The 15,729-nt window shown below is 62.6% G+C and carries 16 protein-coding genes and 1 pseudogene; 5 read left to right on the plus strand and 12 right to left on the minus strand.

Features of this window, described 5'->3' with window-relative positions:
• Positions 1-120 precede the first annotated feature (120 nt).
• Entirely contained in the window at positions 121-1,182 is a 1,062-nt protein-coding gene (locus J2857_RS04610; protein WP_210008840.1) for a glycosyltransferase family 4 protein, read from the minus strand.
• 165 nt (positions 1,183-1,347) lie between these two features.
• On the opposite strand from J2857_RS04610, the gene J2857_RS04615 reads away from it, so the two are divergent.
• Positions 1,348-1,755 carry an OsmC family protein gene (locus tag J2857_RS04615; RefSeq protein WP_210008841.1) on the plus strand — a complete coding sequence of 136 codons (408 nt, stop codon included), beginning with the start codon at positions 1,348-1,350 and terminating at the stop codon, positions 1,753-1,755.
• A gap of 33 nt (positions 1,756-1,788) precedes the next feature.
• Here J2857_RS04615 and J2857_RS04620 read toward each other — a convergent pair whose 3' ends face one another.
• Together J2857_RS04620 and J2857_RS04625 are read right to left on the minus strand one after the other, a co-directional pair.
• Complete coding sequence (locus J2857_RS04620; RefSeq protein WP_210008842.1) at positions 1,789-2,319, minus strand: hypothetical protein; 531 nt, start codon at positions 2,317-2,319, stop codon at positions 1,789-1,791.
• A gap of 153 nt (positions 2,320-2,472) precedes the next feature.
• Positions 2,473-3,387, minus strand: a complete 915-nt coding sequence (locus J2857_RS04625) for a sugar kinase (protein WP_210008843.1) — start codon at positions 3,385-3,387, stop codon at positions 2,473-2,475.
• A gap of 155 nt (positions 3,388-3,542) precedes the next feature.
• Here J2857_RS04625 and J2857_RS04630 point away from each other — a divergent pair, with 155 nt between their 5' ends.
• On the plus strand, positions 3,543-5,192 hold the full coding sequence (locus tag J2857_RS04630; protein ID WP_210008844.1) for an alpha-glucosidase family protein: 1,650 nt from the start codon (positions 3,543-3,545) through the stop codon (positions 5,190-5,192).
• A gap of 6 nt (positions 5,193-5,198) precedes the next feature.
• Here J2857_RS04630 and J2857_RS04635 read toward each other — a convergent pair whose 3' ends face one another.
• The 6 genes and pseudogenes from J2857_RS04635 to J2857_RS04660 all read right to left on the minus strand — a co-directional run bounded on the left by J2857_RS04635 (position 5,199) and on the right by J2857_RS04660 (position 9,903).
• The gene (locus J2857_RS04635; protein ID WP_210008845.1) at positions 5,199-5,612 is read right to left on the minus strand and encodes a GFA family protein; all 414 of its coding nucleotides are present in this window, start codon (positions 5,610-5,612) and stop codon (positions 5,199-5,201) included.
• A 109-nt stretch (positions 5,613-5,721) separates the two neighbouring features.
• Positions 5,722-6,255: an SRPBCC family protein gene (locus tag J2857_RS04640; protein WP_210008846.1), complete on the minus strand. Its 534-nt coding sequence runs from the start codon at positions 6,253-6,255 to the stop codon at positions 5,722-5,724.
• Positions 6,252-6,677, minus strand: a complete 426-nt coding sequence (locus tag J2857_RS04645; RefSeq protein WP_210008847.1) for an ArsR/SmtB family transcription factor — start codon at positions 6,675-6,677, stop codon at positions 6,252-6,254. The genes J2857_RS04640 and J2857_RS04645 overlap by 4 nt, the downstream gene beginning before the upstream one ends.
• Before the next feature lie 78 nt (positions 6,678-6,755).
• Positions 6,756-6,977, minus strand: a pseudogene (locus J2857_RS04650) (helix-turn-helix domain-containing protein); the annotation flags it as partial.
• A gap of 185 nt (positions 6,978-7,162) precedes the next feature.
• Positions 7,163-8,860, minus strand: coding sequence for an adenine deaminase (gene ade / locus J2857_RS04655; RefSeq protein ID WP_210008848.1), 1,698 nt, complete (start codon positions 8,858-8,860; stop codon positions 7,163-7,165).
• Positions 8,861-8,943: 83 nt separating this feature from the next.
• Positions 8,944-9,903: a threonine ammonia-lyase gene (locus J2857_RS04660; RefSeq protein WP_210008849.1), complete on the minus strand. Its 960-nt coding sequence runs from the start codon at positions 9,901-9,903 to the stop codon at positions 8,944-8,946.
• A 99-nt stretch (positions 9,904-10,002) separates the two neighbouring features.
• On the opposite strand from J2857_RS04660, the gene J2857_RS04665 reads away from it, so the two are divergent.
• On the plus strand, positions 10,003-10,464 hold the full coding sequence (locus tag J2857_RS04665) for an Lrp/AsnC family transcriptional regulator (RefSeq protein ID WP_210008850.1): 462 nt from the start codon (positions 10,003-10,005) through the stop codon (positions 10,462-10,464).
• Positions 10,465-10,542: 78 nt separating this feature from the next.
• Here the strand turns inward: J2857_RS04665 and J2857_RS04670 are convergent, their stop codons facing one another.
• Together J2857_RS04670 and J2857_RS04675 are read right to left on the minus strand one after the other, a co-directional pair.
• Positions 10,543-11,649: a branched-chain amino acid ABC transporter substrate-binding protein gene (locus tag J2857_RS04670; RefSeq protein ID WP_210008851.1), complete on the minus strand. Its 1,107-nt coding sequence runs from the start codon at positions 11,647-11,649 to the stop codon at positions 10,543-10,545.
• Between the two features lie 283 nt (positions 11,650-11,932).
• Positions 11,933-12,373, minus strand: a complete 441-nt coding sequence (locus tag J2857_RS04675) for a MarR family winged helix-turn-helix transcriptional regulator (RefSeq protein WP_210008852.1) — start codon at positions 12,371-12,373, stop codon at positions 11,933-11,935.
• Positions 12,374-12,650: 277 nt separating this feature from the next.
• On the opposite strand from J2857_RS04675, the gene J2857_RS04680 reads away from it, so the two are divergent.
• Positions 12,651-13,490: an alpha/beta fold hydrolase gene (locus J2857_RS04680; RefSeq protein WP_210008853.1), complete on the plus strand. Its 840-nt coding sequence runs from the start codon at positions 12,651-12,653 to the stop codon at positions 13,488-13,490.
• Positions 13,491-13,567: 77 nt separating this feature from the next.
• Here the strand turns inward: J2857_RS04680 and J2857_RS04685 are convergent, their stop codons facing one another.
• A complete protein-coding gene (locus tag J2857_RS04685; RefSeq protein WP_210008854.1) occupies positions 13,568-14,596 on the minus strand; it encodes an SDR family oxidoreductase in 1,029 nt (342 codons plus the stop codon).
• A 125-nt stretch (positions 14,597-14,721) separates the two neighbouring features.
• Here J2857_RS04685 and J2857_RS04690 point away from each other — a divergent pair, with 125 nt between their 5' ends.
• A complete protein-coding gene (locus J2857_RS04690) occupies positions 14,722-15,675 on the plus strand; it encodes an AraC family transcriptional regulator (protein WP_210008855.1) in 954 nt (317 codons plus the stop codon).
• The last annotated feature ends 54 nt before the right edge of the window (positions 15,676-15,729 follow it).

Consider the following 15,729-nt stretch of genomic DNA (forward strand, 5'->3'; position numbering starts at 1 on the left):
TCTCCCCCTCAAGGGGGGAGATCATTGGGGGACTGCCGCACCTTCTCTTTTCCTCACGGGCGAATATCGTCGTATGCAGGGAAAGCGCGCCTTGCGAGGCGAGAGCGGATAGGGATTGCGTTACACCGCCGAAGGCCGAATTCCGCTGCGGGGCGCCGGCAGTTTCGGGCGCCCTTGCGCGATCAGCACGTTGTTCAGGAACTGCTTCGACGCCGCCTCCCAGGTGAACTTGCGGGCAAGCGTCCGGGCGTTTTCGCGCGAGCAGTGGAGTGCGGCAAGGCAGGCTTCGCGAAGATCCTCGTTGAGCGCCCCGGCGCCGGAACCTTCCTCGATGATGTCGATCGGGCCGGTGACCGGGTAGGCGGCGACGGGCACGCCGCTTGCCAGCGCTTCCAGGATCGTGTTGCCGAACGTGTCGGTCCTCGACGGGAAGACGAAGACGTCGGCCTGAGCATAGGCGCGGGCGAGGTCCTCGCCGGTTTTCATGCCGGTAAAGAGCACGTTGGGGTAGCGCTTCTGCAGGTCTGATCGGGCCGGGCCGTCGCCGACGACGACCTTGGAACCGGGCAGGTCGAGATCGAGGAAGGCCGGCAGGTTCTTTTCCACCGCGACGCGGCCGACGGTCATGAAGATCGGGCGCGGCAGGTCGAAGGGCCGCTCGTCGAGATCCATCGGGTGGAACATGGTCTGGTCGATGCCGCGGCTCCAGCGCAAGAGGTTCTTGAGGCCGAGCTTCGAAAGCTCACGCTCAAGGCTGGCGGTCGCCACCATGCAGCCGTTGCCGGCATTGTGGAACCAGCGCACGAAGCCATGCAGCCAGCGAACCGGGATGGGGAAACGCGCCGCCACGTATTCCGGAAATCGGGTGTGGTAGCTGGTCGAGAAGGGAATGTTGTTCTTGAGGCACCAGCGGCGCGCGAGCAGACCGAGCGGGCCTTCGGTGGCGATATGCACGGCGGTCGGCATCGACGCCTGGATGGCGCTGGCGATCTGCCAGTAGGTGGCGACCGAAAGGCGGATTTCAGGATAGGTGGGGCAGGGAACGCTGGTGAAATCCTGCGGCGTCACCATCGTCACGTCGACGCCCAGCTGGGCGAGTTCCCGATTGGTATTTTCGATCGAACGGACGACGCCGTTCACCTGAGGGTACCAGGCATCCGTCACGATGGTTATTCTTGTCATGGAAGGCCGAACCCGGTTGCCGATCCATCCACGACTCGCGTGCAACGGAGCGTTTTCGGCCTTCTATCGGAAAAGTTTGTTACAGGCTGATGAAAGGGGCGTGTCGGGTTCAGTTGAACGGATGTCGGATCGGTGGGATCATCGATCGGCCAAGGAGGATTGCCCATGATTTCGTCGACCGTCGAGCTTCGCAATGTGGCAGGAACCGAGGCGGCTCTGGGCTGGGCCGGGAGCCATACGATCGTCGTCGACCGGCCGGAGGGGAAGGCTGGCGGTCGCAATCTCGGGTTCAACGGCGGACAGTTGCTGGCGCTGGCGATCGGCGGGTGTTTCTGCAACGATCTGAGATACGCGGCGCACGAGATGAATATCGACATCGAGGATATCGCGGTCAGCGTCACCCTTAAGCTCGAGGGCACGCCGCTGATCGCCGTCGGTGCGGAGCTCGACGTCATCTGCACCTCGGGCGATGGTGCCGACACCAGGGCGCTGATCGAGCGGGCCAGAAGCGTCTGCACCGTCGCCAATTCGGTGATGCGCGGGTTTCCGGTGTCGTTCCGGGTTGCCGGCTGACCTCCGAGCGAGGGCAGCCGGCGCCGGGGGCGGTTAATCGGCGGCGATGGTGAAGTCCTGATCGAATGTCGAGGTCTGGTCACCGCTCATGTCGTGGATCGTATAGGTCAAGGTGTATTTGCCAGCCGGCGCGCCGGTCAGCGTCAGGGTGAAATCCATGGAGAATTCCATGTTGGCGTTGTGGCTCTGCAGAACATTGGTGGAGAAGGCCTTCTTGTCGAGCATGACGTCGCCGTTCGCCGCCTTGATCTTCAGGTCCGATACGAAGTTGAGTTCGTACATGTCGTGGGGAAGTTCTTTCCATCCGTAGCCGATCGGCTCGACATAGGTGATGACCTTTTCACCCTGCTTGAAAATGCTGGACTGCTTTTCCTGATAGATGCCGTAGCCGGTGGAGGGCGCAGTGACGAAGGTCACCAGACGCTCCGTCAGGCCGAGCTTTCCCCATGCCTCATAAGTTCTTTCTTCGGCCTTGGTCAGGGCATCGATGGGGGCTGAGTGTGCAGCCTGGGATAGGGATAGGGATAGGGACAGGACGGTCAGGACGGCAAGAGCGATACGCATTTCATTTCCTCGTTGGGAGCAATCGTAAGCCGCCCTAACTCTTTCAGATAATGACTGAAAATTGATGTATGACGCGCCGCCCAAAAACAAGCAGACAACGGGCGCCGATTTCGGCGTCCTTGACCGGCGTGTCCGGATACGTCCGGTGGCGTTTTACCCCGGCAGCAGCGCCGGGCTGATCAGGGCGCCGTGGTGGCCGATGACGACCGAGGCGACCGAGGCGCCGTAGGCGGCGGCCTGTGCCGGCGAGGTGCCGCGGACGAGGCGCGACAGGAAGGCGCCGTTGAAGCTGTCGCCGGCGCTGGTGGTGTCGACGACCTGGTCTGTCCTGACGGAAGGGACGTGGACGGCGGAGGTGCCGGCGAAGCTCAGCGTCGCGCCCTCCGCGCCGTTCTTGACCACGACGTTCTCGACGCCGAGCGCGTGGTAGCGGGCGATGGTGTCTGCGACCGTCGCATCGCCGAAATGGGTGGTCTCGTCGTCGAAGCTTGGCAGGACGAGGGAGGCCGCCCGGGCGCCGGCCTCGATCGTCTTCAGCATGTAATCTCTGTTCGGCCAGAGGCGGGGGCGGATGTTCGGGTCGAAGGCGACCGTCTTGCCGGAAGCCTTGGCGCGGCGCAGTTCCGACAGGAGCGTCTCGACCGCTTCGGGCGCCAGGATGCCCAGCGTGATGCCGGAGAAATAGAGGATATCGGCAGCCTCGATCGCGGCGCGCAGATGGTCGGCATCGTCGGCGAGCTTCCTGGCGGCGGCAGTGTCGCGCCAGTAGCTGAAGGTGCGTTCGCCGTTCTTCAGCGTGATCAGGTAGAGGCCGGGCGTCTTGCCCTCGATACGGCGGATGAAGCTCGTGCCGATGCCGGCATCCCTCATCATCGACAGCATTTCAGTGGACAGCGGATCGTCGCCGACCGCGGTGAAATAATCCACCGACCATTCGGCCGGCAGGCAGGCACGCGCGTACCAGGCGGTGTTGAACGTATCTCCGGCAAAGCCCTTGCGCAGCAGGCCTTCGCCCGCCTGCGACAGCTCCACCATGCATTCGCCAATCGAAAGAAGCCGTCCGCCCAATTGCATCCCTCCCGCATCTTTTAACTCGCATAGGCCGAAGTTTCAGCCGTGGCAAGAGAGTGGTTTCGGAACGTCGCAGAGCCCTGCTTATGCGTTGTCTTTTGAACGGGGGGCACTAGGTTGGGCTGGAACATTTAAGAAAGGAGAGTCGGAAGATGGCGACACAGGCAGCGAGGGCGGTCGATGCAAACTGGTGGCGCGGCGCGGTGATCTACCAGATCTATCCACGCTCCTTTCAGGACACGACCGGCGACGGGATCGGCGATATCAAGGGCATTACCGCACGCCTGCCGCATGTCGCCTCGCTCGGCGTCGATGCGATCTGGCTTTCGCCCTTCTTCACCTCGCCGATGGCCGACATGGGCTACGACGTCTCCGACTACTGCAATGTCGATCCGATGTTCGGCGCGCTTGCCGATTTCGACGAGATGATGGCGGAGGCCGAGCGGCTGGGGCTGAAGGTGATCATCGACCAGGTGATTTCCCACACGTCCGACCGGCATCCGTGGTTCGTCGAAAGCCGCTCCAGCCGCACCAATCCGAAGGCCGACTGGTATGTCTGGGCCGACCCGAAGCCGGACGGCACGGCGCCGACCAACTGGCTGTCGATCTTCGGCGGGCCGGGCTGGGAATGGGACGGGGTGCGCAAGCAATATTACATGCACAATTTCCTGATCGCCCAGCCGGACCTCAACTTCCACAATCCCGACGTCCAGAACGCCATGCTGGACACGGTGCGCTTCTGGCTCGATCGCGGCGTGCACGGTTTCCGGCTCGATACGGTCAACTACTATTTCCACGACAAGCAGCTGCGCAACAACCCGCCGATGGTCTACGACACGGATGGGGCGGGCATGGAGACGGATACCAATCCCTATTCCATGCAGAACCACCTCTACGACAAGACGCAACCGGAAAATATCGGCTTCCTGAAGCGGCTGAGGGCGCTGCTTGATAGTTATGAGGGGCGTGCGACTGTCGGCGAAGTCGGTGACGGGCCGCGCTCGCTCTCCACGCTGGCGCTCTACACGACCGGCAATGACAAGCTGCACATGTGCTACACCTTCGATTTCCTAGGCCCGGCCTTCGATGCGGCCTATATCCGCAAGGTGATGACGACGGTGGCGGACACGGTCAGCAACGGCTGGGTCTGCTGGGCGTTTTCCAACCACGATGTCGTCCGCCACGTGAGCCGTTTCGCCGAGTCCCCGGCGGAGCAGGACCGTGTCGCAAAGCTGTCGATTACGCTGCTGTCAGTCCTGCGCGGTTCGATCTGCCTCTATCAGGGCGAGGAGCTGGGGCTGACCGAGGCGGAGCTTTCCTTCGAGGACCTGCGCGACCCCTATGGCATCCGCTTCTGGCCGGCCTTCAAGGGCCGCGACGGATGCCGCACGCCGATGGCCTGGGAAGCGGGGGAGCCGCATGCGGGCTTCACCACGGGTTCGAAGACCTGGCTGCCGGTTCCGGGCGAACACGCAGCCCGCGCCGTCGATGTGCAGGAGGCGCTTCCGGATTCGGTGCTGCATCACTACCGGGCGGCACTCGCCTTCCGCAAGGCGCATCCGCCGCTCATCGACGGCGACATGACCTTCCTCGACACCAACCAAGACCTGCTTGCCTTCGTGCGCGAGAAGGGCGGCGAAAGACTGCTGTTCGTCTTCAACCTGACCCGCGAGCCGCAGAGTTTCACCCTGCCGAAACGGTTCGGCGAAAGCCTGCCGGTCAACCTGCCGGGCTTCATGTCGCGGCTCGAAAAGGGCGCGGTGAAGCTCGACGCCCTCGACGTGTTCTGCGCCCGGGTGTGAATGCCTTTACGTCGGCGGCATATTCTCGAATTTCGGCAGGGCCGGATCGAGATGGTCCCAGGCCTGGCCGGCGGCGTGCCAGGTCACGAATTGCGGCTTGTACCGGCTCGGATCGTCGAGGCTGCCGGCGCGGATGACGAAGTAATCCGGGTGGGCGGGGAATGTCATATAGACGGGCGAACCGCAGGTGGGGCAGAAGGCCCGCCTTTTGACGGTCCCGCCGTCGCCGGTCGCCTCCCAATGGGTCGCATTGCCCTCGACCTTGACGGCAGCGCTTGCGAAGGTGAGATGGGAGGCGTGGCCGGTGCCGCTTTCGCGCTGGCACTGGCGGCACTGGCAGTCGACCATGACCGCCGGTTCGGCGGAGATTTCATAGCGAAGTGCGCCGCAGGCGCATCCGCCCGTAAAGGGGGTGCTCATATCTTGTCTCCATGGGGTGGTCCAACCGCGGACGGAAGGCGTTCGGCTGAAACCTCCGCCCCCGGTCCGGGGTTTGCCTGGATCTTGGGGCGAAGGCGGCGCCGGTGCTTCAGGCCGGGATGCGACGGTCGTATTCTTCCTTGAGGCGACTCCAGCCTTGCCAGAACGATTCTGGTTTGGCGCCAGTCGCCCGGGCGACCAGGATGTCGAGGTGGATGTGCCAGCCGGCGCCGACCATGACCATGTTGCGGCGATCGGAGATCCGCCGGTGGGTGACGGTGAGCAGGATTTCGCTGCCGGCCGGCTGAAGCTCGAAGCTGACCTCGCCGCGCGGCGGCCAGGAGAAGACGAGGCGATGCGGAGGCTCGAAGGCGATCACCTCGCTCTGAATGCTGTGTTCGGCGGGAAAGCCCTCCGGCTTGCCTTCTGACGAGTCGGACAGTTCGTCGTTGCGCCAGGTGAGTTCGAAGGAGGTGCCCGCCTGTTCCGGTATGACACCCGACGCGAGCCACTGGCGGCGCAGGTCGCTGTCGGTGAGGTAGGCCCAGATCCTTTCGATCGGGCCGGGCAATCGGCGCTGGATGGTGAAGGCGAAGGGTTCGGCAACAGCGCCGTATTTGTTCAACGATGTCATGTCGTTCATCGGTCTTCTCCCGTTTCAGGTTCAGTTTCAGATTTCTGTGGGGCAGGGGATTTCAGCGGATTCTTCTGGAGTTCGTCCCGGGCGCTCTTTTGAGCGTCCTCCTCCCTGAGAAGGCGTTCCAGGATATCGAGCCTGTTGGTCCAGAAGCGTTCATAGAAGGTGAGCCACTCGTGGGCGGTCGCGAGCGGGCCGGGTTCGAGGCGGCAGAGATGGGTGCGGCCGTGGATCTCGCGGCGGATCAGCCCGGCGCCTTCCAGCACCTTGATGTGTTTCGAGGCCGCCGCGAGGGACATGTCGTGCGGCTCCGCCAGCTGGCTGACCGTGCGCTCGCCCTGCGCCAGTTCACGGAGCATGCGGCGGCGCGTGCCGTCGCTGAGGGCGTGGAAAACCGTGTCGATCGGATGTGTTTGTAATTCAACCATGTGGTTGAATATGCGCCTATGCCATTTTATTGTCAACCGATCGGTTGAATAATTTTTAAGGAGAGAAGATCTCGCGGATCAGGCTTCGGCGTAGCGGGCGGGTTCGCTTCTGAGCCGGGTGATGTCCTGGATGGGCGGGGCGCGGAACAGGCGGCGGTATTCGCGGCTGAACTGCGAGGGGCTGTCGCATCCGACCTGATGGGCGGCGGTCGCGGCGTCCATGGCATTGCCGAGGATGAGGCGCCGGGCTTCCTGCCGGCGCAGCTGTTTTTGATACTGCAGCGGGCTCATCGCCGTCACCTCGCTTCGGCTGTCGCACAGAAAGTGGGAGTTGTCGAAACCGGTGCCGAATTCTTGAAACGGCGAGCGAATGGCGCATCAGGGACCGGCTCCTCCAGATCTTGGACGAAGTCCCCGACAATCCACCCATGGAAGGCGACGAGCTTCCCGAGGGTTGGATGAAGGCCAAAGGCTATCAGAAATAGTCACCCGATCAGCGCAAACCTATCCACATCCACCATGCCCTTGTCCGAAATCTTCAGGTGCGGAATGACCGGCAGCGGCAGGAAGGCGACCTGCAGGAAGGGTTCCTGGAGGGTCGTGCCGAGCGCGTAGGCGGCCTGGCGCAGGTGGTGGAGGGTATCGCGGACGGTTTCGTAGGGTTCGAGGCTCATCAGGCCCGCGATGGGCAAGGCGATTTCGCCGGTGACATTGCCATCCTCGACCACCACGAAGCCGCCGTGGATTTCGCCTAAGCGATTGGCGGCCATCGCCATGTCGTCCTCGCTGACGCCGACGACGCAGATATTGTGGCTGTCGTGCCCGACAGTCGAGGCGATCGCGCCCTTTTTCAATCCAAAACCCTGAACGAAACCATTGGCATGGTTGCCGTTCTTGCCGTGCCGCTCGATGACCGCGACCTTGACGATGTCGCGGGCAAGATCAAGGCCGGTCTGGTTGCCAGCCGATGGCAGGCGGTAGCGGCGGTGTTCGGTGATGATCTTTCCCGGCATCACGCCGATGACCGGCGTTTCGCCTTCGGTCACCGGAACGCCGAAATGCATCGCCTGGACGGGGCGGGCCTTGACGCTGTCGAGGCCGACCGGGGCGACGGGTTTGCGGCCGGCGAAGAGTTCGTCCGTGACCTTACGGCCGGCGGAGAGGACCATCTCGGCCTTGCAGTTTTCGAGGCTGTCGATGACGACGAGATCGGCCCGCCAGCCGGGGGCGACGAGGCCGCGGTCGCGCAGGGCGAAGGCGCGGGCGGCGGAAATCGAGGCGGCGCGGTAGACGGCGAGGGGCTCGACGCCATTCGCGATCGCGGTGCGGATCATGTAGTCGAGATGGCCCTGCTCGGCGATGTCGAGCGGATTGCGGTCGTCGGTGCAGAGGGCGAGATAGGGTGACAGCCGCTCGGTGAGGAGCGGCATCAGCGCGTGCAGGTCCTTGGAGACCGAGCCTTCGCGCACCAGGATATGCATGCCCTTGCGGATCTTTTCGAGCGCCTCTTCGGCGGTGGTGCATTCGTGCTCGGTGCGGATGCCGGCGGACAGATAGCCGTTCAGATCATTGCCGCGCAGCAGCGGCGCGTGGCCGTCGATATGGTCGCCGTAGAAGGCGTCGAGCTTGGCGAGGCAGACTGGATCCTTATAAATGACGCCCGGGAAGTTCATGAATTCCGCAAGGCCGATGACCTTCGGGTGGTCGCGGAAGGGCAGCAGCTTTTCGATCGGCAGATCGGCGCCTGCCGTCTCCAGATGGGTGGCAGGCACGCAGGAAGACAGCTGGACGCGGATGTCCATGATCGTTTCCAGCGAGGAATCCAGGAAAAATTGGATGCCCTCGGTGCCGAGCACGTTGGCGATCTCGTGCGGATCGCAGATCGCGGTGGTGACGCCGTAGGGCAGGACGCAGCGGTCGAATTCATGCGGCGTCACCAGCGAGCTCTCGATGTGCAGATGCGTGTCGATGAAACCGGGGACGACGATCCTGCCGGAGATGTCGATCTCGGTCTTGCCCGTATAGTCGCCGCAGGTGCCGACGATACGATCGCCGCAGATGGCAATGTCGGAGGCGACGAGTTCGCCGGTGACGAGATCGAAGAACTTTCCGCCCTTCAACACGATATCGGCAGGCTCGCGGCCGGTGCCCTGGTCGATGAGGGTTTCGAGGCGGGTGGTCATGGCAGGCTCCTGACGCTGAATCGGTCGCCTAACCTAGCTGTTCCATGAGGAAACGGGGAGAGGCGATCGGTGCAGGCGAGATGTCATGCGATATCCGTGCGGACATTGCCGCCGCAGAGGATGGTGGCAACGGTTCGGCCTTTGAGGGGCGCGCCGTTTTCCAGGAGACCGGCAATGCCGGCGGCGCCGGCTTCCTCGACGACGAGGCCGTAATGGAGGCGGCAGAAATCCCGCGCCTGGCGGATTGCCGCCTCGCTGGCTTCCCAGATGTCGTCGACGGTCGTCCTCATGCAGTCCAGCGCGTAAGGAACGCACTCGCGAACCGCGATGCCATCGGCTGCGGTTGCTGCGGTCTGCGTGGAGACGAGCCGGCCGGTTTCATGGGATTGCTTCATGGCGGGCGCATTGGCGGCGACCACACCGATGACCCTGCAGTTCGGGACCTTGGTACGGATCCAGGCGCCGATCCCGGTCAGAAGCGCGCCATTGCCAAGCGGCACGAGGATGGCGTCGAGTTCTATGGCTTGCCGGGAGAGGCGCTCGGTGATCTCCAGCGCGATCGTGCCGGCGCCTTCGGCAATGGTGCGAAGCGCCCCGTCTTCGACAAAGGGGCAGCCACTCGCTTGCGCAAAGGCACGCGCGGCGGCTTTGGCGGCGTCGAAATCACTGCCTTCCAGCCGCACCTCGGCGCCGAGCCGGCGCATGGCTTCGATCTTGCCGGGATTGGCCGTGGTGGCGGAAAAGATCATCACCTTGCGGCCCCGCGCCCTGCCGGCATAGGCGAGCCCCTGGCCGAAATTGCCGGCGGAGGCCGAAACGACGGGATGATCGCCGGCCGGTTCGTTCTGCATCCACCAGTCGGTGCCGCGTCCCTTGAAGGAGCGGATCGGATTGAGCGTCTCCACCTTGGCAAACAGGCGAAGGCCGAGAGCCGTATTGGCCGTCTGCTGCTCGATCAGCGGGCTGTTGGTGAAGACGGGGTCGATGCTTTTCGACGCAGCGAGAATACCGTCGGCGGAAGGGTGTGGCTGGTTCTGTGTCATGGCGTTAAGATGCCAATGAAAAGCCGGCAGGATTCCTGAATTTATGCTTATGATCAGGAATATTTCCCGGAATCTATTCTAAAGGCGGGAAATTCCCTCATGGCGCTGACGAAGGCCGATCGCGACATCATCAAGCTAATGCAGCAGGATGCGACCATTACCCTGAACGAGCTTGCCGAGCGCGTGGGCCTGTCGCCGTCCTCGGCGCAGCGGCGGCTGCAGAAGCTCCGCGACGACAAGGTGATCCTGCGGGACGTTTCGATCGTCGATCCGAAAAAGGTCGGCACGGCCGTTTCCATGCTGGTCGAGGTGGAACTGGAGCGCGACCGGCCGGAGCTCATGCCGCCCTTCCTGCGCTGGGTGGCGGATACGCCGGAGGTGCAGGAGGCCTGGGGTACGTCCGGCAGGGGCGATTTCACGCTGGTGATCCTCGTCCAGTCCGTCGAGCATTTCGATGTGCTGGCGGACCGGATGATGGAGATGAACCCGAATGTCCGCAAATTCACGACGAGCGTCGTGCTGAAGACGTTGAAGCGGACGCTGGCGGTGCATATCGAATGAGGCGGCTCGCGTCTGCGGATGTCGGCCAAAACAAACGGGCGCCCGAAGGCGCCCGCGGATGATGCGATTTAAGGGATGTCACTCGGCGGAGACGATCTTGCCGTCTTCCCATTTGAACAGGGAAAAACTCTGCGAGGTGAGGTCGCCGGTCTTGCCATAGGTGAGCTTGCCGATGGCGGTTGCGATCGGTTCGCCGGACTTCAGCGCCGCGGCGACTGCTTCCGGATCCTCGGCACTCTTCGCCTTTTCGATGCCGGCCTTGATGACTTCGACGGCGGCATAGGCGTTCAGCGTGAAGGCTTCGGCGGGAATCTTGCGGGCGGCGAGCGCTTCGGCGGCAGCCTTGGAATCCGGGTTCTTGGTTGCATCCGATGCGTTGGTGAAGACCGTGCCGGCCGCAGCCTTGGTGCCGATGTTCCAGAACTCGCTGTTCGACAGGCCGTCGCCGCCGATGATCGTCGCCTTGACGCCGAGATCGGCGAGCTGGCGGGCGAGCAGGCCACCTTCCGGATGGTAACCGCCGAAGTAGATGACTTCGACATTCTGCGACTTCAGGCGGGTGGTGAGCGCGCTGAAATCCTTGTCGCCCGGGGTGACTGCGTCGTCGAGCACTTCCTTGACGCCGCCGGCATTCAGCGCCGCCTTGAAGGCGTCGGCGAGGCCTTTGCCATAGGCGCCCTTGTCGTTGATGATCGCGACTTTCTTGTCCTTGAACTTCTTCAGGACGTAGTCGGCGGCGACCACGGCCTGCTGGTCGTCGCGGCCGCAGGTGCGGAACACGTTGGTGAGGCCGCGGGTGGTGAGTGCCGGCGTGGTCGCCGTCGGGGTGACCATCAGTACGCCGTTTTCGGCAAGCGCATCGGAAGCCGGCATGGCGACGCCTGACGTCACCGGGCCGACCACGAAGCGGATGCCTTCGCCGACCAGCTGGTTGGCGGCGGAAACGCCCTGCTTGGGTTCGGCGGCATCGTCGGCGGTCTTGAGCACGACCTTTTCACCGAGAATGCCGCCTTTCTTGTTGATTTCGGCGATGGCGGTCTCGGCGCCGTTCTTGACCTGGTCGCCATAGGCCGCGACAGGGCCAGTAAGCGGGGCGATCAGGCCGATGACGATCTCGGCATGGGCGAGCGGCGCGAAAACGAGCGAGGCGAGGGCGGTTGCCCCCAGAAGCGTCTTGAGGTTCATTTTGCTCTCCTTGGGTGGGGGCTTTCGGCCCCGCGGTGAACGCCGCATCCCCTGCCTTCCGTCTTCGATGCCGCGCCGGGCGCGGTCGTGCCAAGGACGGGAAGGCGATGCGGTCGATACCGTGCCGAGCCATGTTTGGCCTTCGACGATCGGCAACCAATTCTGTAGGAATTCCACCGGGATTCCGCAAGAAGATAACAAAATGGCTGTGGATTTTGTGATTTTTGCCAAGGATTGCGCGAAAAACGCCGGAAGTCGCTCTGATTTCGCGATCCTGACGAAACTAGGCCTTGTGCTCCAAGTCGCTGACAAAGGTGCGGACCTGGCGGTTGAAGGCCTGAAATTCCTTGGGCGTCATGCCAGATCGTTCGATCAGCGTGTCGCCGAGGCATTTGCTCTTGGCGATGAGGGCGCGGCCGGCATCGGTCAACCAGACATGCACCTGGCGCTCGTCGGTCTTGCTGCGGCGGCGCTCCAGAAGACCTGCCTGCTCAAGCCGCTTCACGGGCGGGGTGATGGTGCTCGATTCCAGGCCCAGCCGGTCGGCGATCATGCCGATCGTCGAGCCGTCCTGTTCGCCGAGCACGCTCATGACGAGGTATTGCGGATAGGTGATGCCCATGTCGTCGAGCATCGGCTTGTAGGCGCGATTGACGGCAATATTGGCCGTGTAAAGCGAAAAGCAGAGCTGCTCGTCGAGCGGCGGCAAGGGGGAGGCGGGCATGGTTGCTCCGGTGCTGGTCCAGGTTCGCGGGCGACGTATAGCATAATTTTGTTATCGCGATAAATATTTTTGTAGACAAGATCTGAGGGTATCGTTATCAAGATAATTATCGCGATAATGAATATCGAGATATGGAGATCGCGATAATCCGAAGGGTGTGGTTCAAAGGAACGACACGCACCGGTACTATGAATGTCTGGCCGGCCTATTTTTACTGCCGCGCCCGCCATTCATCTCGCAGTCATTGAAAAATCAGTTTCGAAAGGACAAGAGAACCATGACCAGCAATTTCATCACCACCAAGGACGGCACGCAGATATTTTACAAGGACTGGGGGTCGAAGGATGCCCAGCCGGTCGTCTTCCATCACGGCTGGCCGCTCTCCGCCGACGACTGGGATGCCCAGATGCTGTTTTTCCTGCACCAGGGTTTTCGCGTCATCGCCCATGACCGCCGTGGCCATGGCCGCTCCAGCCAGACCGAAACCGGCAACGAGATGGATACCTATGCGGCCGACGTGGCAGCGCTTGCAGCGCATCTCGACCTGAAAAATGCCATCCATGTCGGCCATTCGACCGGCGGCGGCGAAGTTGCCCGCTACGTTGCCCAGTATGGCGGCGGCGGGCGGGTGGCCAAGGCCGTGCTGATGGGCGCCGTGCCGCCAATCATGCTGAAGACGGAAAACAATCCGGGCGGCCTGCCGATCGAGGTCTTCGACGGTTTTCGTGCAGCGCTCGCAGCCAACCGCGCCCAGTTCTTCCGCGACGTGCCGGCCGGCCCGTTCTATGGCTTTAACCGTCCGGGCGCGACCGTCTCGGAAGGCGTTATCGCCAATTGGTGGCGGCAGGGCATGATGGGCGGCACCAAGGCCCACTACGATTGCATCAAGGCGTTTTCGGAAACCGACTTCACCGAAGACCTGAAGGCGATCGACGTGCCGGTTCTGGTCATGCATGGCGACGACGACCAGATCGTCCCGATCGCCGACTCGGCGCCGCTCTCAGCCAAGCTGCTGAAGAACGGCACGCTGAAGATCTATGAAGGCTTTCCACACGGCATGGCAACCACGCATGCGGACGTGATCAACGCTGACCTGCTGGCCTTCTTCAAGGGTTGAGCCTGGCTTTTCGAGATCGTCGTTCGCCGGTTTCCCCGGCGAGCGGCCGATGCTTTTCGTGCCGGTCTCGTCCACCGCTAAGTGCGGAGCAGACCGAGCCGTATGAGGCTCTCGGCGCAAGCAACAATTGCCTCCTCCCTTGATCGGGGAGCCCAACCCAACAAGCTCTCTGCCTTCTTGCCTGTCGCGTTCATGTCGTAGCCGAGGAGCGGTATGATTCCCTTGAGTTGCGCATTCGTTTCACCAGCGATGCGTACCTGCTCGTCGGACCACACTTGCGTCGAAACTTTTTCGGCCGCTTTTCCAAAGCGTTGCCGCAGAAGCTCGGCGACTTCGATCATCCACATGCTCTCGCCGACGGTCGCCAGAAACCGCTCTCCGCTGGCGGCGGGATCGGTCATGGCGCGAAGATGAAGATCCGCCACGTCCCGTACATCCACGCCGCATGAGTTGACATTCAGGCATCCCGCCTGGCCGTCCATCATGTTGGTGATCAACCGGATGGAATGGGAATAATCGGCCCCCAGAACCGGCCCGTAGACCGCGACCGGGTTGACTGCCGCCAGTTCCAGCCCGTGACCTTCCCGCGCGATGAAGTCCCAGGCGGCACGCTCTGCAAGGGTTTTCGACTTCTGGTAGGGCGCCACGTCGCCGTTCAGATCGCTCCAGTCGGTTTCGTCGAATGGCCTGCGGTAATCGGGCTTGTGGCCGACGCCGATCGCACCAAAGGCCGATGTCAGCACGACGCGCTTGATCCCGGCGTCACGCGCCGCCTTCAGTACCCTGAGGTTTCCGTTTACAGCGGGCTCGACCCAATCCTCTTCGCGGGTCTGGTCGCCTGAAGGCGTGGGCGAGGCTCCGTGCATGACGTAGGTGCATCCGGAAACCGCCTCCGGCCATCCGCGGTCTTCTGTGAGATTTGCAACGACGAACGACAGGCGATCGCCGGCATCCATGCCGCCGGACCTGAGATGCTCGCGTACCTCCGTCTCCCGCTCAAGTGAACGGACTGTCGTGCGCACCCGGTAGCCCTCGTTCAGCAGCGCCAGCATGCAATATTGCGCAATGAAGCCGGTACCACCGGTCACGAGTACAAGGTCGGTCATGTCATGCCTCACGGATGTTGAATTCTCACCGCATTTGATTGCGGCGATTGATGATCTGAAGGTAGTGAACGGTTTTCGCACTGTGAATGCTTGAAAGTGCGCATTGCTTGCGTGATAGTACGGAAATGATCGTTGACCCGTTTTCCGATGTGCTCACACTCACGAACGCGGAGGCCGTTCTCACGGGCGGTTTCACCGCTGGCGGCGCCTGGGCAATCCGTTTCCCGGCGCGCGACAAGATCAAGTTCTTCGCCGTGGTGAAAGGACGTTGCTGGGTGACGCTCGAAGGCGAGCCGGAGCCGGTTCTCTTTGAGACGGGGGACGTGGGGCTTCTGGCAAGGCCTCGCACCTTCGTTCTCGCGAGCGACCTAAGTGTGACGCCCGTCGATGCAATGAGCCTGTTTTCCGGTGCAGGCCGGACGTTGGCAACACTGGGTAGTGGCGATGAATTCGCGCATATCGGGGGACATGTTCTGCTCGATCCGGTCCGCGGCGGACTGTTGGCAGACATATTGCCGCCATGGATTCACACCAAGGCGGCATCGCCCCAGGCCGCGATCTTCCGGTGGCTTCTTGATCGGCTCATTGACGAAAGGGATGCCGGCCAGCCGGGCGCCCAGCTCGCGTCGGCACAGTTGACGCAGTTGCTCTTCATCGAGATCCTGCGCTCCCATCTCAACGCGTCGAGCCTCATGCCTGCCGGTTGGCTAAGGGCGCTGGCTGAACCACGAATTGCGCCCGCACTCCGCCTGATGCACGGCGATCCGGCGCGCGCCTGGCATCTGGAGGAACTCGCGAAAGCATGCGCGATGTCGCGAACATCGTTCGCTTTCCACTTCAGAACGGTCGCGGGTGTCGCGCCGTTGACCTATCTCACAGAGTGGCGGATGCGCCTCGCCGAACGCGCCTTGCGCGAGGAATGGACGACTGTGGCGGTCGTCGCCCGGTCGCTCGGATATAAGTCCGAAAGCGCCTTCAGCAATGCATTCAAACGTGTCAAAGGCAACTCGCCGACAGCATATCGAGCCTCTCTGGCCGGTTTGAACGAGGTGTTGGCGAACGCGACCGAGTTTTCATAGCAACGACTCCGGCGGCGCATGCCTGTTGTCGACGGAATGCGTCGGAACTGGTGG

The organism is Neorhizobium galegae, assembly GCF_017877055.1.
In the GTDB taxonomy this organism is placed as follows: Bacteria; Pseudomonadota; Alphaproteobacteria; order Rhizobiales; family Rhizobiaceae; genus Neorhizobium; species Neorhizobium galegae_D.